Raw genomic sequence first — 16,702 nt, 5'->3', positions numbered from 1 at the left:
GTGCCGTCCCCCGTCGCCCCGCGGTCAGCGCGCGGGAGGCTCGAACACGGTGCGCACCCCGGGCACCATACTGCTTCGGCAGATGGCGGCGTAGACCTCCGCGCTGGGGCGCGGGGTGCGGGTCTGGGTGGCCGGGTCGAGGGCGATCAGGCCGAAGCGCAGTGTCCACCCGTCCGCCCACTCGAAGTTGTCCACGAGGGTCCAGTGGAAGTAGCCGCGGACGTCGCAGCCGGCCTGCAGCGCGCGGCTCAATTGGCGCAGGTGGTCGAGGATGAAGGCCGGCCGCTGGTCGTCGTCCGCATCAGGCAGGCCGTTCTCCGTGACGTAGAGCGGCCGCCCGTAGGCGCGGGCCCGCTGCAACACCCGGTAGAGCCCCTCCGGGTAGATCTCGCCGTAGCCCCCGTCGCTCATCAGCGCCCCGGGGGCGTGGAAGTTGCGGGCGAAGAGCCGCCGGGGCGCGCGCAGGTCCAGCGCCACGAGGTCGCGGGTGTAGTAGTTCACCCCCACGAAGTCCATCGTCCCCCGGGCCTCCGGCAGCGGCGGGAGGTGCAGCAGGGCGGGGAGGCGTCCGGTGTGCAGGGCGTCGAGGAAGACCCAGTTCAGCAGGCGGTCCTGCACCGCGGCCACGGCCCGGTCGAACGGCACGGGCCGCGCCGGGTCGAAGAGGCGCAGGTACGCCGTCGGCCCCACCTGCGCGGCGGGCTGGAGGGCGTGGACGGTGCGGTACAGGGCCGCGTGGGTGCGCACCGCCTGCACGAGGGCGCGCCGGGCCCGGCGCAGCCCCCCGCCCCCCGGCGGGAAGCGCCCGGTGAGGAAGCCGCTGACGATGGCGCCCACCGGCTCGTTGAGGGTGCACCAGAGCGTGACGAGGTCGCCGAGGGCCTCGACCACGCGACGGGCGAACTGCGCCATGGCCTGCGGGAGCCCGGGCCACAGCCACCCGCCGCGCCGCGCCACCCACAGGGGAAAGGTGAAGTGGTGCAGCGTGACCATGGGCGTGATCCCGCGCGCGCGCAGGCCGGCGACCATGGTGCGGTAGCGGGCCAGCGCCGTCTCGTCCCACCGGCCCGGCTCGGGCTCGATGCGGCTCCACTCCACGGAGAGGCGGTGCGCGTTCTGCCCCAGCGCCGCCATGCGGTCGAAGTCGGCTTCTGCCGCCACCCACCAGTTGCAGGCGGCGCCCGACCGGTCGCCGGCGGCGATGCGCCCCGGCTGCTGCTCCCACTCCCACCAGTCGGCGTTGGTGTTGAACCCCTCCACCTGGTAGGCGCTGGTGGCGGTCCCCCACAGGAAGCCATCGGGGAAGTGGAAGGCACCGGAGGGCTCGGACCGCCCGGCGTGGAAGGTAGGCGGGTGCGGTTCGTCGCGGTGACGGGCCCTATCCGGGCACAACACGGAGGCGGAACCCGGGGATGGACATCCGCGAGTATTATGACCCGCGCAGCGACCTGAACGAGGCCCCGGACCGGCGGCCGGGGCTGCCGAGTGCGCCGGCGACCGTCTGCATCGCGGTCGGCCGGCGGCCGGGGCTGCCGGTGGCCGAGGTCGCCTTCCCCGGTCCCTTCCTGGTGGAGCTCCGGCACCTGCACGCGGCCGTGCGCGGCCTCCGCTGAGGCCCGAACCCGGGACCTGCAGCCGTCCCGTGTCCAGCCACTTCGCCGCCATCGGCTTCCCCGTGCGCGAGATGGCCGACTACCGCGCGCTGCTGCAGGAGGCGGCGGCGCGGGGACGCCACCTGCCGCTGGTCGGCGGCGGGGCGCTGGCGCGCTGGGAGGTCGGCGGCGGCCCGGAGGTCTGGGCGCTGATCGACCCCTCGGGCTACCCGTTGGAAGCCACCCCGTTCTACGCCGCGGGCCGGATTCACCGCCTGGCGCTGACGGCTTACGGCGAAGACCCCGAGGAGGAGCAGGCGGGGTGGGTGGAAGGGTGGCTGGAGCCCCGGGAGCCGGACGAGCCGCTCAGCGGTCTGTTCCCGGTGCGCATGGACCTGGTGGACTTCCCCCTGGCGCGCCCGGCGCTGCGCACGGGAACGGTGCTCACCGTGGAGTTCGCCGGGCTCGTACACGAAGCGCACCTCTTCCCCAGCGCCGCGGCGTACGAAGCGGTGCGGCAGATGACCTACCAGCCGCCGGTGCGCTCCTTCGTCGCGGTCGGCAGCCACACCGCCGACGCGGAGCCGGGGGTCGAACCCGAGGCCACAGCGCTCATCACGGGCGTGGTGGTCCGTGCGCGGCTCCTGACCAACGCCGCCACCGGCGCACCGTACTGGCGCCTGGACGTGGCCAGCGAGGTCGAGGTCACCGTGCTCGCCGACCGCGAGACGCTCCCCGGGGAGCCGCGGCCGGACAACGTCCTGGCTGCGTCCTGCTGGGTGGTAGGCCGCACCGTCTCGGACCGCTGACCGGAGACCGTCCGCCGGGGGGCAGGACCTAGCGGGGGCCGAGCAGCCGGTAGGCCACCACCGCCGCGACCGCCAATAGCAGGAGCCCGGCACCGAGCGCCACCGGGTCGGCCGGCCGGCGCACCACCCGGCCCAGCTCGACGGCGGTCTCGGGCACACCGGCGGCCAGCAGCGCCAGCCCCACCAGCGTCGCGGCCGCCACGACCGCCCAGAGCAGCGTCCGCTGGCCGCGCGTCACGGGCCCTGGACGATCTCCTCGTCGGCGCGCCGGTACTCGAAGAGCTCCTCGGGGCGGAACCAGAGGGCGATCTCCTGCTCGGCCTCCTCCAGCGTGCCCGAGGCGTGGATCAGGTTGCGCACCGGGCGGCGCTGCAGGTTCGCCACCGTGGGGGAGTCCACCGAGAAGTCGCCGCGGATGGTCCCGGGCGCGGCGCGCACCGGCAGCGTGTCGCCGACGAGCTTGCGCACCGTGGCCACCGCCTGGATGCCCTCCAGCACCGCCGCCACCACCGGGGCACTGGCCACGTAGTCGATCAGCCAGCCCCGGACCGCCCGGCCGATCTCCAGCGGGTCGTCGCTGCCCGTCTGCGCCTTCACGTCCAGGCCGGCCGCCTGGAAGGCCTCGCGCGTCTTGCCGCCCAGCGTGCGCATGAAGGCCTCGTCGGCCGGGTAGTGGCGCTCCAGGAAGTCGCGGGAGGGGTGCACCATCTTCAGCCCGACTAGGCGCAGCCCCGCGCGCTCGAAGCGGCGCAGGATCTCCCCGACCAGCGCCCGCTGCACCCCGTCGGGCTTGACGAAGATCAGCGTGCGCTCGCGGCGCACCTCACCCATCCCTGACCTCCCGGGAGACCTCCGCCTCCCGCGTCCTCACTCGTCGATGCCGTCCCGCAGGAGGGCGGTGTTGCGCCGGTAGACGTAGGCGAAGGACCAGTCCAGCACCACGCCCAGCCGGTTGCGGAGGGTCATGATCTTGCTCAGGTGGATGATACGCCAGGCCAGCCAGGCCGCAAACCCATTGAAGTGCAGACCGCGCACCTCGGCCACGGCCGCGTGGCGGCCCAGGGAGACCATCACGCCCTGGTGGCGGTAGCGGAAGGGCGCGGGCGCCTGCCCGCGCACGACCCGCGCCACGGCGCGGCCCACCGCCTCGCCCTCCTGGACGGCCACCGCCGCGTCCTGCGAGAGCGGGCCTCCCGTGCGCGGGTCCGGGACGAGCGCCAGGTCGCCGGCCACGAAGACCTCCGGACGGTCGGGCAGTGCCAGGGCCGGCGTCACCACGACCCGCCCGCCGCGCCCTGTCGGCAGCCCCAGGTCGGCCACGAGCGGGTGGGGCCGCACGCCCGCCGCCCAGACGACCGTCCCGGCGACGAGGCGCTCTCCGCCGTCGAGGCGCACGCCGTCGGGGAGGACCTCCGCCACGCGCGCCCCCAGCCGCACCTCCACGCCGCGGGCCTGCAACACCCGCAGCGCCGGGCCGGCCAGGCGCGGGTCGAGGCCCGGCAGCACGGTCTGGGCGACCTCGAGCAGCAGGACCTGCGGCTCGTCGGCCGGCACGGTGGGGTAGTCCCGCCGCAGGTTGAGGCGGATGAAGTCGGCCAGCGCCCCCGCCAGCTCCACCCCGGTCGCCCCCGCCCCCACGATGACGAAGGTGAGGAGGCGCCGGCGCGCCGCGCGATCCGCCTCCAGCGCGGCGCGCTCGAAGGCTGCCAGCACGGCGTTGTGGATGCGGGTGGCGTCCGGCAGGGTCTTGAGCGGCAAGGCGAACTCCCGCACCCCGGGGAGGCCGAAGTCGTGCGTCACCGTGCCGAGCGCGATCACCAGCACGTCGTACGGCACCGGTCCCTGCGCGGTGGCCACGCGGCGCGCCCCGAACTCCACCGTCTGCACGGTGCGGGCCTCGTAGCGGAACCCCGCGCGGGCGGCCCAGCGCAGCGGCTGGGCCACGTGGTCCGGGTCGACCAGCCCCGTAGCGACCTGGTAGAGGAGCGGGGTGAAGAGGTGGTAGTTGCGCCGGTCGATGAGCAGGACGTCGGCACCGGTGCGCTGGCGGGCCAGGGTGAGCGCGGCGGCCAGTCCGGCGAAGCCGCCGCCCAGGATCACGACGCGCGGTGCAGCGGCGCCCACGCCGGGATCACGCCGCGCGGCGGAGACTCACGCCGGGATCACGCCGCGCGGGTGGAGCGTCCAGCACCCGGGCGATTCCCGGGCACCGTGTCGCGCCGCTCACCAGCCGATGGCCAGCCCGTCCACGCGCGGGTCGGACCCCGCCTCGTACACCCCGCCGCGCGCCAGGATGACCTGCGCCCCGCCCCCCTCCTCGGTGACCATGGGGACCACGCGGTGGCCGGCTGCGCGCAGGGCGGCCGCCACCGCCGGCGGGAACCCCTCTTCCAGCCGCACCTCGGGGTCGCGCGTGATCGTGGCCGGGTCGGTTCCCGGGACGTGCAGCCAGCGCGGCGCGTCTACCGCCTGCTGCACCTCCATCCCCGACTCGACCAGGTTCAGGAAGACCTGCAGGTTCCACTGGGGCTGCCCGTCACCGCCGGGCGTGCCGAAGACCAGGCGCTCGCCGGCCGGACCCGTCGCGGCCACCGGCAACAAGGTGTGCATCGTGCGCTTGCCGGGGGCGAGCACGTTGGGGTGGTCGGGGTCCAGCGGGAAGCCGCGCCCCGCCCGGTTGTTCAGCAGGATCCCCGTCCCCTCGACCACCTCACCGCACCCGAACTTCGCCGAGAGGCTCGTGATGCAGGAGACCATGTTCCCCTCCCGGTCGGCGGTGCACAGGTAGGTAGTGTCCCCGCCCGACGGGCCGGCGGCCTGCAGCGCGCCGCGCGGGACGCCGGCCGCCAGCGCGCGGCGGATCTCCTCGAGACGCTCGCGTGCGTGTGCCGGACTGAGCAACTCCTCGAGCGGGTTGGCGACCATCCGCGGGTCGCCCAGGTGGCGCAGCCGGTCGGCGAAGGCCGCTTGCTTGGCGGCCACGGCCAGCACGACCCCCTCGGGGTCGCCCCAGCGCAGCCGCTCCCGCGGGACCTGGGCCAGGAGGTTCAGCATGAGCAGGAGGATGATCCCCTGCGAGGGCGGGGGCGTGGTGTAGACGGTCCAGCCCCGGTAGGTGGTGGCCAGCGGCTCCACGACCTCGCTGCGGTGACGGCGAAAGTCCTCCAGCGTGAAGAGCCCGTCGTGGGCGGTGCTGTAGCGCACCATCGCCTCGGCCAGCGCCCCCTCGTAGAAGGCCCGCCGCCCTTCCCGGGCGACCAGGCGCAGGGAGGCGGCCAGGTCGCGCTGCACCAGCACCTCGCCCGCCCGGGGCGGGCGCCCCTGCGGCAGGAAGACCCGGGCGGAGGAGGGGAAGCGCGCCAGCACCTCGGCGCTCTCGGCGAACCACTCCGCCACGCGCGGGGCCACCGGCGCTCCCTCCTCGGCGTAGGCGATGGCCGGCGCCAGGAGGTCGGCCAGGGAGCAGCGGCCGCTCCCCCAGCGCTCCAGGGCCGTGACCATGGCGTCCACCGCACCCGGGACGCTCGCCGAGGCCATCCCCCGCAGCGGCATCGTCTGGAACCCGCGGCCGACGAAGTGCTCCCGCGTCGCTCCCAGCGGGGCCGCCCCGCTGCCGTTGAGCGCCGTCACCGCGCCGGTGCGGCCGTCCAACCACAGCAGGAAGGTGTCGCCGCCGAGCCCGCTCATCATGGGCTGGACGACGCCGAGCACCCCCGCCGCCGCCAGGGCGGCGTCCATGGCGTTGCCGCCGGAGCGCAACACCTGCAGGCCGGCGGCCGAGGCGAGCGGGTGACCGGTGGCCACCACGCCGTGCTGGGCGATCACGGTCGACCGCGTGCGCATCTGCGTCCTCCTCATCCCGCCGATCCTGGGGTCACAACAGGCCTTCCGCCGTGGCGAAGCCGATGACCAGCGCCCCCCAGAACTGCTTGAAGGCGCGCACGTAGTCGTCGTCGGTCACGGCGATGGTGCGCGGGCCCCGCCGCTCCACCGACGGGAAGAGCGTGGCCATGCGGGCCGGGCTGGTGCGCTTGAAGTCCACCTCGAAGGTGGCCGGCCGCGGCGGTGGGGTGGGGCGGATGCGACCGGCGGCCACCGCCGCCAGGGCCTGCTGCGCGCGCTCACGGATCAGCGCGTGGGCGCGCTCCGGGGTGAGGGAGAGGACCACCAGGCGGTCCACGGCCTCCTTCACCGGCGCTGTGACCACCCCGGGGAGACGCCGCTGCGCGTCGGCGCAGACGGCGGCGTCCCCGGTGACGAGCGCCACCGGGACGCCGAAGGCTCCGGCCAGCGCGGCGTTCACCGCCGCCTCGTCCACCGGCTCGCCGTTGAGCCGCACCTCGTAGACGATCCGCCCGAGGAAGGTGTGGTTGAGGATCCCCTCGCCCCCGCCCTCGCGCTGGTGGTAGCCGACGAAGAAGGCGGCGTCGAAGCCGCCGTCGATCCCCTCCAGCTGCCCCAGCAGCCGGTCGCTGCCGCTCAGCAGGCGGGCGGCAGGGTGGAGCTCCTCCACCAGGAGGTTCGTCATGGGGCCGTGGCCGTCGGCCACCACCACGTCGGTCGCCCCGCCGGCGAGCGCCCCTTCGACCGCCGCGTTGGCCTCCTGGGTCATCAACCGGCGGAACCGGTCGTACTCCTTCTCCGTCGGCTGGACGTGTCGGGAGACCGCCACGCCGGTGATGCCTTCCATGTCCACGGAGATGTAGACGCGCACCGCTGCCTCCTCGTCCGCACCGCCTTCACTCACAACGAAGATATGTCGTTGTCAGCACCCACCGCGGCAAGGGCCGGGCCCCTGTCGGGTGCCGCGGCGGAGGAGCTCCCCGGCGCGTCTGGTCGCGGCCGGCGGAGGAGCTCTCCCCAACATCGGGTCGCGGCCGGCAGAGGAGCTCCCCGGACGGTCCGGCGAATCGTCCTCCCCGGTCGATGCCGTCATCGCCTTCCCGCCCGCCCCGGCCCCCGTCCCCGACCCGGCGGCGCCGCTTCGTCCGCCGCCTGCTGCGCTGGTACCGCACCGCCGGCCGGCGCCTCCCCTGGCGCCGCACGCGCGACCCCTACCGCGTCCTCGTCTCCGAGGTCATGCTGCAGCAGACGCAGGTCGACCGCGTCGTACCGAAGTACCGCGAGTTCCTGCGCCGCTACCCCTCCCTCGAGGCGCTGGCGCGCGCCCACGTCGCCGAGGTGCGCGAGGTCTGGTACCCGCTGGGCTACAACGCCCGCCCTGTGAGGCTCTGGCAGATCGCCCGCACCGTGCTGGCGGAGCACGGCGGCCGCCTCCCCGCCGAGCGCGCCCGCCTCCTGCGCCTGCCCGGCGTCGGCCCCTACACCGCCGGGGCGCTACTCTCCTTCGCCTTCGGCCGGCGCGCGGCCCTGCTCGACACGAACGTCCGCCGCGTCCTGCAGCGCGTCTTCTTCGGCCGCCCGGCGCCCGACCGGGCGCTGTGGGCGCTGGCCGAGCGGCTCCTGCCGCGGCGGGCCTACGACTACAACCAGGCCCTGATGGACTTCGGCGCGCTGATCTGCACCGCCCGCCGCCCGCGGTGCGACCGCTGCCCCCTCACCGACCTCTGCCGCACCTACCCGCGGCTGGGACCGGAGGCGCGCCGGCGGGCAGGACGCGCCCCGGCCGATGGGCGAGGCGCCGCTCGGGTCCCGGTCGACGTCGCCGACGTCCGCGCGGGCCCCGCCGGACTCGACAGGGACGCCGGAGCGCGCGCCGAGGCCGGCGCGCCGGCGCCGCGGCGGCGTCGGCGCATCCAGGGCGGCGAGCCGCGGTAGGGTGCCGACGGGCACAGGTCGGCGAGGGGGCAGGCGGTGCACAGGGGGTTGCGCGCCGTGCACACCTCCCGCCCGAAGAAGATCAGCCGCAGCGAGAAGGCCGACCACTCCTCCCGCGGCACCAGCCGCATGAGGTCCTGCTCGATCTCGTCGGGGTCGTCGTGGGCGGTGAGGCCCAGGCGCTGGCTCAGCCGGCGCACGTGCGTATCGACGACCACCCCCGGGACGCCGTAGTACCCGCCCAGGATGACGTTGGCGGTCTTCCGGCCAACGCCGGGGAGCGTGATCAGCTCCTCCATGGTGCGGGGGACGCGGCCGCCGAACCGCTCCAGCAGCGCCCGGCTCATGGCCTGGAGGGCCTGCGTCTTCTGGCGGAAGAACCCCGTGGGGCGGATGAGCGCCTCCAGCTCCCGCGGGTCGGCGCGCGCGAAGGCTTCCGGCGTGCGGAAGCGCGCGAAGAGCTGCGGGGTGACGCGGTTGACCATGGCGTCGGTGCACTGGGCGGAGAGGATGGTGGCGACGAGCAGCTCGAAGGCGTTGCGGTGGCGTAGGGGGACGCGGGGCTGCGGGTAGCGCTCGGCCAGCCGGGCGATGATCCGCCGGACGCGGCGCCGCGCGGCGGCCGGTGCTTCGCCGGTGGGGAGCTGCAGGTCGGGAGCGGGCACGTCTCTATGCTACCCCGTGTACACTCGTAGGCGTGACACCGGCCGCGGTGCCGTCCGCGTCCTGCGAGGAGGAGCCATGACCGACCGCCTGACCGCCCTGCGCGACCGCCTGCCGGCTGCCGGCCTCGACCTCGTGGCGATCCCCCCGGGCGACGACTTCCTCTACCTGATCGGCTACTCCCCGCACCCCGACGAGCGTCCCTGCTATCTCTTCATCGGCCGCGACGGCGGGGTGCTGCTCGTCCCCGAGCTCAACGCCGCGGAAGCGGCGCCGCGGGTGCCGTTCGAGGCGCTCCCCTACGCCGACGCCACCGGTCCGGCGGAGGCCCTTCGGGAGGCGCGCCGCCGGCTGGGCACCCTGCGCACCATCGCGGTGGGCGACACGATGCGCGCGGACGCCCTGCTCCTCCTGCAGGCCACCTGGCCGGAGGCGCGCTTCGTCCCGGCATCGACGGTGCTCGCCCCGTTGCGCATGGTGAAGTCCCCCGAGGAGATCGCCGCCCTGCGCCGCGCCGCAGCGGCGGCGGACGCCGCCGTCGAGGCCGTCTTCGCCGCCGCCCGGCCGGGGCTGCGCGAGGTCGACCTGGCCCGCGTCGCCGGCGAGGCGCTGCGCGCCCACGGCGCCACCGAGGTCCCCTTCGCCATCGTCGCCGGCGGCCCCCACTCCGCCTTCCCCCACCACCACAGCACCATCCGGCCGCTCGGGCGCGGGGAGCCGCTGCTGGTGGACCTGGGGGGCCGGGTGGAGGGCTACATGGGAGACATCACCCGCATGGCCTTCCTCGGCGCCCCCACCCCGCGCTACCGGGTGATCCACACCATCGTCGAGGAGGCGGTGCAGGCCGGGCTGGCCGCCGTCCGGCCGGGGGTGCCGGCGCGCGAGGTGGACCGCGCCGCCCGCGGCGTCATCACCCGCGCGGGCTACGGCGCCCACTTCACCCACCGCACCGGCCACGGGATCGGGCTGAGCGGCCACGAGCCGCCCTCCATCACCGAGACCGCGGACCTGCCGCTGCAGGTGGGGATGGCCTTCAGCGTGGAGCCGGGGGTCTACCTGGTGGGGGAGTTCGGCGTGCGCCTGGAGGAGATCGTGGTGGTGACCGAGCAAGGCGGGGAACGGCTGAGCGCCCTGCCGCGCGAGGTGCGCGTCCTGGAGGGCTGACCGGAGCGATGCCGGTCCACGCCACGCTCTGCTACATCGTGCGGGACGGCCGCGTCCTCCTCCTGCGCAAGGCCCCGCACCTGTGGGGCGGGGACAAGTGGAACGCCCCCGGGGGCAAGCTCCGGCCGGGTGAGGACCCGGTGGCCGGTGCGGTGCGCGAGGTGGAGGAGGAGACGGGGCTGCGCGTCTCCAACCTCGAGCCGGCCGGGCTGCTGCGGTTCTACTTCGGCCAGGAGGAGGCCCCCGACTGGATCGTGCACGTCTTCCGCACGGGCACGGTGGCCGGCGAGGCGCGGGCGGGACGGGAGGGCCACCTGGCCTGGCACCCGGTCGAGGCGCTCCCCTACGACGAGATGTGGGAGGACGACCGCCACTGGCTGCCGCTGCTGCTGGCCGGCCACCCGTTCGAGGGGGACTTCTACTTCGACCGCGAGGCGCAGCGGCTGCTGCGGCACACGCTCAACGGCAGGCCTGCGGCGCCGGCCGGGGGGACAGCGTGACTCGCGGTCGAGGGGTCAGCCTCAGGTCACGGCGAGGGCGGCGGCCAGCACCAGGCCCACGTGCTGGTGCAGGCGCGCCGTGCCGCGCAGCCCCTCCCGCGTGAGGGTCGGCGGATCCGTGACCGTGCGCACCGCCTGCCAGGTGCGCCAGGCCGCGGGAAGGGTCAGGAGGCTCGCCAGCGCCAGCGGCGGCAGGGCCCCGGCCACCGCCCCGCCGACGAGGGTGGCGTAGGCGGCGGCGACCAGCAGCGCGTACTCCCACAGCGTGCCGCTGCGCCCGAGCAGCGTGGCCAGCGTCCGCTTGCCCTTGCGGCGGTCGCTCTCCAGGTCACGCAGGTTGTTTACTACGAGGATGGCCGTGACGAGCGCGGCCAGCGGCAGCGAGGCCCACAGGGGCGTGGGCCCGAGTGCCCGAGTTTGCACATAGTAGGCCCCCAGCACGATCCCCGGCCCCATGAAGAGACAGACCACCAGGTCGCCCAGCCCGACGTACCCGAGAGGGAGCGGACCGCCGGTGTAGGCGTAGCCCGCCAGCACGCTCAGCACGCCCAGCACCAGGATCGGCCACCCGGCGGAGGCCGCCAGCCACAGCCCCAGCGCCGCCCCGACGCCGAAGGCGACAAGCCCGCCGCGCCGCACCACCTCCGGCGGCAGCAGGCCCTGGTGGATCACCCCGCTGGGGCCCACCACGCCGGGCTCGTCCACCCCGCGGACGTAGTCGTAGTAGTCGTTGATCAGGTTGGTGCCGACCTGGATGGCCACCGCCCCGAGCAGCGTGGCCAGGGCGCGCAGGAGGTCGAACCGCCCGTCGTGGTGGGCCGCCGCCACGCCGACGAGCACGGGGGTCAGGGAGGCGGTGAGGGAGAAGGGGCGGGCGGCGCGCCACCAGACGGCTGCGACCGACGGCCGGGCGCCCGGGGCCGCGTGGGGCGCCGGCGTCCGCTCGACGGTCATGGCCGCCAGGGCAGGGCCAGCCGCTCGAGCCAGTCCAGGGCGGCCGTGGCCACCCACCCGAGCACCGCCGTGACCAGCAGCCCGGCGAACATCACGTCCACGGCAAAGATCTGGTAGGCGCGCCAGATGAGGAAGCCCACCCCCGCGTCCGAGCCGAGCAGCTCCGCCCCGACGATGACGATGAGGGCGAAGCCCATGCCGAGCTTCAGCCCGGTGAAGATCGCCGGCGCCGCTCCGGGCAGGGCCACCGTGCGGAACAGCCCCCAGCCGCGGGCGCCGTAGGCACGGGCGATGCGGAAGTAGGCGGGGTCGAGCCCCAGCACCCCGGCCATGGTGTTCAGCAGGACGAGGAAGGAGATGCTGAGGGCCACGATGGTGACCTTCGACCCTTCCCCGATCCCCAGGTAGAAGATCACGAGCGGGTAGACGGCGATCTTGGGGATGGGGTAAATCGCCGCCACGAGCGGCATCAGGAGCGCGCGCACGGCGGCACTCAGCCCCATGGCCAGCCCGGCCACCACGGCCGGGGCGGCGCCCAGCACGAAGCCGAGCAGGATGCGCCGGACGCTCACGCCCAGATGGTGGGGGAACTCCCCGCTGCGGGTCATGGCCGCCAGCGTGGCCAGCACCGCGCTGGGGGGAGGGAAGAAGCGGGGGTCCAGCACGCCGGCGCGGCTGAGCGCCTCCCAGGTGAGGAGGAAGAGCAGGGGCGAGAGCAGCGTGAGCCCGCGGGGTGCCCGGGCGCTCACCGGACCACCTCTGCCTGGAGGAGCGTCGGGGCGCCGGTGCGCGGCCTCACCCCGTCACCTCCGTGGCCCGCGGCCGGCCTCACGCCACCACCTCCGCCCGCAGCAGCTCCCACAGCCGGGCGCTCAGCGCACCGTACTGCGGGTCGCGGCGCACCTCCCGGTAGTCGCGCGGACGCGGGAGCGGCACCGGGACTTCGGCCTTGAGGCGCCCAGGCCGGGCGGTCATCACCAGCACGCGGTCGGCCAGCCGCAGCGCCTCGTCCAGGCTGTGGGTGACGAAGAGGACGGTCTTGCCGCTCGCCTCCCAGATGCGCAGCAGCTCGTCCTGCAGGAGCAGCCGGTGCTGCTCGTCCAGGTTGGCGAAGGGTTCGTCCATGAGCAGCACCGCCGGGTCGGTGGCCAGCGCCCGGGCGATGGCCACGCGCTGCCGCATCCCCTCGGAGAGCTGGTGGGGGTAGGCGTGGCGGAAGGGCCAGAGGCCCACCTGCCGGATCAGGGCCTCCGCGCGCTCGCGACGGAGGGCGCGCGGGGCGCCCATCATCCGCAACCCGTACTCGACGTTCTGGGTGACCGTGTACCAGGGGAAGGTGCTGACCCCCTGGAAGACGACCGCGGCCGCCGCTCCCGGCCACGTCCGGTCGACGCCGGTCGGGTGGGGCGGCGCGGGCCCCGGAGAGGACGGGGCCGGGACGTTCACCGTCCCCCCGGTGGGTGGGAGCAGCCCGGCCAGGATGTGCAGCAGGGTGGTCTTGCCGCACCCGGACGGGCCGATGAGCGCGCAGAACTCTCCGCGCCCCACGGTGAAGGTGAGGTCCTGCAATGCCACGACCGGCTCTCTGCCCCGCCCGGGGTAGACCTTGGTGAGGCCCTCGACCAGGATCGCCGGCTCCGTCGCGCGCCCGGCCGGGGCGCGGGTGTCCGCGGGGGCCGCGGCCAGCGGCGTGCTCACCGCTGCGCGGTGTAGGGGCCCAGGATCCGCAGCGCCTCCCGGACGAACCGGGTGTCGATGTACGCCGCCGGCTCGAGCGGTTTCCCGTAGGTGAGCGCGCCGCGCTTCTTGAAGTACTCCTGGAGCCGCTTGAAGTCATTGAAGTTCATCCGGCCGTTGGGCTCGTGCACCGGCGGGGCGGCCCGCTTCACCACCGCCGCCGGGACCCCGGTGTACTTCTCGACGATCCGCGCCACGTCGTCGCGGCGGTAGGCGTCCCCCTGGAGGTCGCGCGACGCCCGCAGCCAGGCCACCAGGAAGCCGGTGGCCTGCCGCGGGTGGGCGCGCATGAACTCGCCGCTGAAGTACAGCGCGGTGACCTGCATGCCGTTGATGAAGTCGTCGCTGAGGCGGACGATCTGCCCGCGGTCCTCGGCCAGGGTGGCCAGGGGCTCCCCCAGCAGCCCCGCCGCGATGGCCCCGTTGGCCAGGGCCGCCGGGACCTCGGGGAAGTTCACCGCCACCATCTGCACGTCGTCCACGGTCAGGCCGCCGCGCAGCAAGGCGGCGTGCAGCCAGAACTCCGTGGCCGAGCCCAGCACGTTCACGGAGACGCGCTTGCCGCGCAGGTCGGCCACCCGGCGGATCTCCCCGCTCTCGTAGGCGCGCCGGCTGACCACGAGCGGCGTGCTCACCGGCGGGCGCTCCATGTGCGCGGGGCCGACCACCTTGAAGTCCAGCCCGCGCGCGGCGGCGTTGAAGAGGGCCGCGCCCAGCCCGCCAACCACCGCCTCCGCGCGGCCGCTGGCCAGGACGACGAAGGAGGAGGCGCCGCCGGGCGTGCCGATCAGCTCGACCTCGAGACCCTCGCGGGCGAAGTAGCCGCGCTCGATGGCCACGTACAGCGGCGCGAAGATCAGCACCGGCACGTGCACCACGCGGATGCGCAGGAGGCCCGGGCTTTGCGCGGCCGCATCATGACCCGGCACGGCCGCGAGCGCGGCCAGGCACAGCGCGGCGAGGAGGCGAGCGGCGCAGAACCGCCGGTGGGCTGTCCGCCGGGGGGTGCTCTCGGTCATGCTCCCTCCCTCAGTCGCCGAAGGCCCACCGCTCCCCCTGGCGCACCAGCCGCTGCCGGGGGTAGATCCCGTGCGGGCGGTCGGCGAAGGTCAGCTCCTGGACGCGGATGCACAGCACCGGGTAGTCGGGGTTGGTGAAGTGGTGCGTGAACTCCGGGGCGACGCGCTGCAGCGCCTCGCGGGCCCGCCGCTCCTCGTCCGCCTCCAGCCGCCTGGCCAGCCCCAGCCCCTGCAGCCAGGCGTCGGCGCGGCGGTCGTCCACGGCGAAGGCGGTGCGCGGGTTCGCCAGCATGTTGGCCAGCGTGCGGGCGCGCCGTCCCTGGCAGACGACCAGGTCCAGGCCCCAGGCCACGTAGAAGCTCGTCGCCGCCCAGGGCACGTCCTGGTGGGAGGTGGCCAGGGTGCAGACGTGCCGGCTGGCCAGGTGCTGTTCCACCGCCTCCAGCACCCGCTCGAGCGGCACAGGGCGCACGACGCTCACGCCTCACCCGCCCCCGCGGTGGCGTGCTGGGCCAGGGCCCCCGGTGTCATCGGCGCCCCGATGCTGCGGAGCAGGAGGGCCCGCAGCGCCGGGAGGCGCGGCTCCAACGGTTCCGTGTCGTGGAGGAGCCACTGGGAGACGATCTCGGCGAGCGCGCCCATCCAGGCCTGGGCGGCCAGGGCGGTGTCCTGGGGAGGGATCGAGCCCTCCGACACCGCCCGTTCCAGGTGGCGCTGGATGAGGCGGGCGAACCGTCGGTGGATCTCCAGCCGCTTCTGCTCGAAGGCGGGACCGACCGCCACCGCCTCGACCAGCAAGATCTTCGCCAGGTCCCGGTGCTGGCCAACTGTCTCGAGCACCGTGCGCAGTGCCGCTTCGACCTTGCGCAGCGCTCCCCCACCCTCCTCGGCGGCGATGGCCCCCTCGACCGAGGTCTCCACCAGGTCGGCCAGGCGCTCCATCAGGGTGAGGAAGATGGCCTGTTTGCTCTCGAAGTAGTGGTAGAAGGCCCCTTTGGAAGCCCCGGAGGCGGCGACGATGTCCTCCACCCCTGCACCGTGGTAGCCCCGGGCGGCGAAGACCTCCATGGCGGCGGCCAGGAGGCGCTCCCGCATGGCGGTGTCTGCGGTAGATCTGGCCACTTCCGTAGAACCCCTTGTGCCTGCTGGAAGAGACCGACGCGTCGGTCTACACTACCCCTCAAGGATGGCCTGGACCGACGGCGGCGTCAACAGGGGTGGGCTCGGTGCTGGGCTCCCGGGGAGATCCCGGAGAATTCGGGGGATCCCGGAACAGGACCCCGGAGGAAGCCGCCCACGCGGCCAGCTTCCTCCGGGGGAAGAGCGCGAAGCGGACTTGCACTGGCGTGCTAGCGCGTGCCTCGACGGTGAGGGTGCGGAAGCCCCAGGAGGCGGTGCCGGCGCCAGCCGGGAAGACCGCCCCGCACATCTGGTAGGTGTGGAAGCCCGGCCCCGCCCGGACGACGCCCTGCCAGGTGCGGACCTCGAGGGGGACACCCGAACCGGTATGGCTGTTGTTGAAGAGTTCCGGGCCAGCAACGATGCATGGACCGCCGTCGACGCGCAGCCTCACCACCGAACGGCTGGCGCTGGAAGAGTTGTAGGCATCAGCGCTGAACCGGACGACGACGGTGCGAGTCGCCGTTCCGTTGCTTGCTCCTACGACACCCGGGATCAACGCAAAGTTGGGGAACACCACCCCGGTGGTGAAGTGCGTCGTGGTGAAGAACGCCTGCCCGGCGGGGATGTCGATCTCGGCACCTTCACCGTTGACCCCGGGGGCGGCGCCTTGCGCCGCCGAGGAGGCACTGAAGGACGCCCAGGTGAGGGCCACACCCAGCAGGAAGACCGCCAGCATCGGAACCACGCGCTGCATCTCTGTCCCTCCTCTATGTTGGAATCCTGCCTGTCGGCCTCGATCACCCCCTCCGTCCTCGTAATGGTCCCTCCGGTCAGCGGGCCGGCGCAGAGGTGCCCGCGGCTCTCACCTCCTCTCTCAGGGCAACACCGCAGGCGTGGCGTTCACAGCCCGCAGCGCGTCGATGCGCCCCCAACCGTACACGTTGTAGTCGCTTGGACGGCCGCCGCAGGTCAGGTCCTGGATCGCGCGGGCACTCCGCTCAACGATCACCCGCTGCCGACCGGGCGCGAGCGTGGGGTTCTTGGAGAGGACCAGGGCCACGACACCGGTCACGTGGGGGGCGGCCATGGAGGTCCCGCTGGCCAGGCCGTAGCAACTGTCGCAGAGATGGGTTGCGGAGCGGATGCTCACCCCGGGGGCCACGACATCGGGCTTGATGCTCCCGCCATTCTCCGGCGAGGCCGGTCCCCGGCTGCTGAATGGGGCGATCAGGTCCTCTCTGTCCACGGCGCCGGCCGCGAAGGCCCGCGTGTACTCCCCGGGGCTGCTCGTGCTCCCACAGGCCGGCCCGGCGTTCCCCCCGAGAAGACCGGGGTGATCCCGGCGGCCAGCCAGGCATCGATCA

At 74.4% G+C, this 16,702-nt stretch carries 19 protein-coding genes and 1 pseudogene; 5 read left to right on the top strand and 15 right to left on the bottom strand.

Translation table 11 applies throughout. From position 1 onward, the window contains the following. Positions 1 to 24 precede the first annotated feature (24 nt). Positions 25 to 1,392, bottom strand: coding sequence for a family 1 glycosylhydrolase (locus RB146_04290; protein MDQ7828201.1), 1,368 nt, complete (start codon positions 1,390 to 1,392; stop codon positions 25 to 27). Positions 1,393 to 1,412: 20 nt separating this feature from the next. Here RB146_04290 and RB146_04285 point away from each other — a divergent pair, with 20 nt between their 5' ends. After that, positions 1,413 to 1,613: a transglutaminase family protein gene (locus RB146_04285; protein MDQ7828200.1), complete on the top strand. Its 201-nt coding sequence runs from the start codon at positions 1,413 to 1,415 to the stop codon at positions 1,611 to 1,613. 29 nt (positions 1,614 to 1,642) lie between these two features. Further along, complete coding sequence (locus tag RB146_04280; protein MDQ7828199.1) at positions 1,643 to 2,401, top strand: hypothetical protein; 759 nt, start codon at positions 1,643 to 1,645, stop codon at positions 2,399 to 2,401. Between the two features lie 28 nt (positions 2,402 to 2,429). Here the strand turns inward: RB146_04280 and RB146_04275 are convergent, their stop codons facing one another. From RB146_04275 to RB146_04255, 5 genes are all read right to left on the bottom strand, one after another. Beyond that, on the bottom strand, positions 2,430 to 2,639 hold the full coding sequence (locus RB146_04275) for a hypothetical protein (GenBank protein ID MDQ7828198.1): 210 nt from the start codon (positions 2,637 to 2,639) through the stop codon (positions 2,430 to 2,432). Next, positions 2,636 to 3,232, bottom strand: a complete 597-nt coding sequence (locus tag RB146_04270; protein MDQ7828197.1) for a nucleoside-diphosphate kinase — start codon at positions 3,230 to 3,232, stop codon at positions 2,636 to 2,638. Before RB146_04270 ends, RB146_04275 begins: the two co-directional genes overlap by 4 nt. A gap of 36 nt (positions 3,233 to 3,268) precedes the next feature. Then, positions 3,269 to 4,525: an NAD(P)/FAD-dependent oxidoreductase gene (locus RB146_04265; GenBank protein MDQ7828196.1), complete on the bottom strand. Its 1,257-nt coding sequence runs from the start codon at positions 4,523 to 4,525 to the stop codon at positions 3,269 to 3,271. 99 nt (positions 4,526 to 4,624) lie between these two features. Further along, complete coding sequence (gene ggt, locus RB146_04260; GenBank protein MDQ7828195.1) at positions 4,625 to 6,244, bottom strand: gamma-glutamyltransferase; 1,620 nt, start codon at positions 6,242 to 6,244, stop codon at positions 4,625 to 4,627. Between the two features lie 31 nt (positions 6,245 to 6,275). Beyond that, a complete protein-coding gene (locus tag RB146_04255) occupies positions 6,276 to 7,115 on the bottom strand; it encodes a M55 family metallopeptidase (protein ID MDQ7828194.1) in 840 nt (279 codons plus the stop codon). Between the two features lie 212 nt (positions 7,116 to 7,327). Between RB146_04255 and RB146_04250 the strand changes: the two genes are divergently transcribed. Beyond that, positions 7,328 to 8,179, top strand: a complete 852-nt coding sequence (locus RB146_04250) for an A/G-specific adenine glycosylase (GenBank protein ID MDQ7828193.1) — start codon at positions 7,328 to 7,330, stop codon at positions 8,177 to 8,179. Positions 8,180 to 8,190: 11 nt separating this feature from the next. Here the strand turns inward: RB146_04250 and nth are convergent. Next, a pseudogene (nth, locus tag RB146_04245) lies at positions 8,191 to 8,844 on the bottom strand (endonuclease III). 76 nt (positions 8,845 to 8,920) lie between these two features. On the opposite strand from nth, the gene RB146_04240 reads away from it, so the two are divergent. Continuing rightward, the gene (locus RB146_04240) at positions 8,921 to 10,006 is read left to right on the top strand and encodes a Xaa-Pro peptidase family protein (protein MDQ7828192.1); all 1,086 of its coding nucleotides are present in this window, start codon (positions 8,921 to 8,923) and stop codon (positions 10,004 to 10,006) included. A gap of 8 nt (positions 10,007 to 10,014) precedes the next feature. Then, entirely contained in the window at positions 10,015 to 10,506 is a 492-nt protein-coding gene (locus RB146_04235; protein MDQ7828191.1) for an 8-oxo-dGTP diphosphatase, read from the top strand. Positions 10,507 to 10,527: 21 nt separating this feature from the next. Here RB146_04235 and menA read toward each other — a convergent pair whose 3' ends face one another. The 8 genes from menA to RB146_04195 all read right to left on the bottom strand — a co-directional run. After that, positions 10,528 to 11,460 (bottom strand): 1,4-dihydroxy-2-naphthoate octaprenyltransferase, encoded by a 933-nt coding sequence (gene menA, locus RB146_04230; protein MDQ7828190.1) that lies wholly within the window; start codon positions 11,458 to 11,460, stop codon positions 10,528 to 10,530. After that, positions 11,457 to 12,209 carry an ABC transporter permease gene (locus RB146_04225; protein MDQ7828189.1) on the bottom strand — a complete coding sequence of 251 codons (753 nt, stop codon included), beginning with the start codon at positions 12,207 to 12,209 and terminating at the stop codon, positions 11,457 to 11,459. Before RB146_04225 ends, menA begins: the two co-directional genes overlap by 4 nt. A 79-nt stretch (positions 12,210 to 12,288) precedes the next feature. Next, positions 12,289 to 13,158: an ABC transporter ATP-binding protein gene (locus RB146_04220; GenBank protein MDQ7828188.1), complete on the bottom strand. Its 870-nt coding sequence runs from the start codon at positions 13,156 to 13,158 to the stop codon at positions 12,289 to 12,291. Next, positions 13,155 to 14,216, bottom strand: coding sequence for an ABC transporter substrate-binding protein (locus tag RB146_04215; protein ID MDQ7828187.1), 1,062 nt, complete (start codon positions 14,214 to 14,216; stop codon positions 13,155 to 13,157). Before RB146_04215 ends, RB146_04220 begins: the two co-directional genes overlap by 4 nt. A gap of 10 nt (positions 14,217 to 14,226) precedes the next feature. Continuing rightward, positions 14,227 to 14,697 (bottom strand): pyridoxamine 5'-phosphate oxidase family protein, encoded by a 471-nt coding sequence (locus RB146_04210; protein MDQ7828186.1) that lies wholly within the window; start codon positions 14,695 to 14,697, stop codon positions 14,227 to 14,229. Continuing rightward, positions 14,694 to 15,311, bottom strand: coding sequence for a TetR/AcrR family transcriptional regulator (locus RB146_04205; protein ID MDQ7828185.1), 618 nt, complete (start codon positions 15,309 to 15,311; stop codon positions 14,694 to 14,696). The genes RB146_04210 and RB146_04205 overlap by 4 nt, the downstream gene beginning before the upstream one ends. An 85-nt stretch (positions 15,312 to 15,396) precedes the next feature. Then, positions 15,397 to 16,092, bottom strand: coding sequence for a hypothetical protein (locus RB146_04200; protein ID MDQ7828184.1), 696 nt, complete (start codon positions 16,090 to 16,092; stop codon positions 15,397 to 15,399). A gap of 120 nt (positions 16,093 to 16,212) precedes the next feature. After that, positions 16,213 to 16,702 (bottom strand): S8 family serine peptidase (locus tag RB146_04195; GenBank protein ID MDQ7828183.1); only part of this gene is annotated, 490 nt, incomplete at its 5' end.

It is taken from the genome of Armatimonadota bacterium, from assembly GCA_031081585.1.
GTDB classification, from domain to species: domain Bacteria; phylum Sysuimicrobiota; class Sysuimicrobiia; order Sysuimicrobiales; family Humicultoraceae; genus Geohabitans; species Geohabitans tengchongensis.
The sequence above is the reverse complement of the archived record's forward strand: the minus strand, read 5'-3'. Positions and strand labels throughout refer to the sequence as shown.

Coding starts and splice junctions, on each gene's coding strand:
- RB146_04240 (MDQ7828192.1), top strand. CDS start 8,921: ATGACCGACCGCCTGACCGCCCTGCGCGACCGCCTGCCGGCTGCCGGC.
- RB146_04205 (MDQ7828185.1), bottom strand. CDS start 15,311: ATGCGGGAGCGCCTCCTGGCCGCCGCCATGGAGGTCTTCGCCGCCCGG.
- RB146_04235 (MDQ7828191.1), top strand. CDS start 10,015: ATGCCGGTCCACGCCACGCTCTGCTACATCGTGCGGGACGGCCGCGTC.
- RB146_04270 (MDQ7828197.1), bottom strand. CDS start 3,232: ATGGGTGAGGTGCGCCGCGAGCGCACGCTGATCTTCGTCAAGCCCGAC.
- RB146_04215 (MDQ7828187.1), bottom strand. CDS start 14,216: ATGACCGAGAGCACCCCCCGGCGGACAGCCCACCGGCGGTTCTGCGCC.
- menA (MDQ7828190.1), bottom strand. CDS start 11,460: ATGACCGTCGAGCGGACGCCGGCGCCCCACGCGGCCCCGGGCGCCCGG.
- RB146_04200 (MDQ7828184.1), bottom strand. CDS start 16,092: ATGCAGCGCGTGGTTCCGATGCTGGCGGTCTTCCTGCTGGGTGTGGCC.
- RB146_04250 (MDQ7828193.1), top strand. CDS start 7,328: ATGCCGTCATCGCCTTCCCGCCCGCCCCGGCCCCCGTCCCCGACCCGG.
- ggt (MDQ7828195.1), bottom strand. CDS start 6,244: ATGCGCACGCGGTCGACCGTGATCGCCCAGCACGGCGTGGTGGCCACC.
- RB146_04285 (MDQ7828200.1), top strand. CDS start 1,413: ATGGACATCCGCGAGTATTATGACCCGCGCAGCGACCTGAACGAGGCC.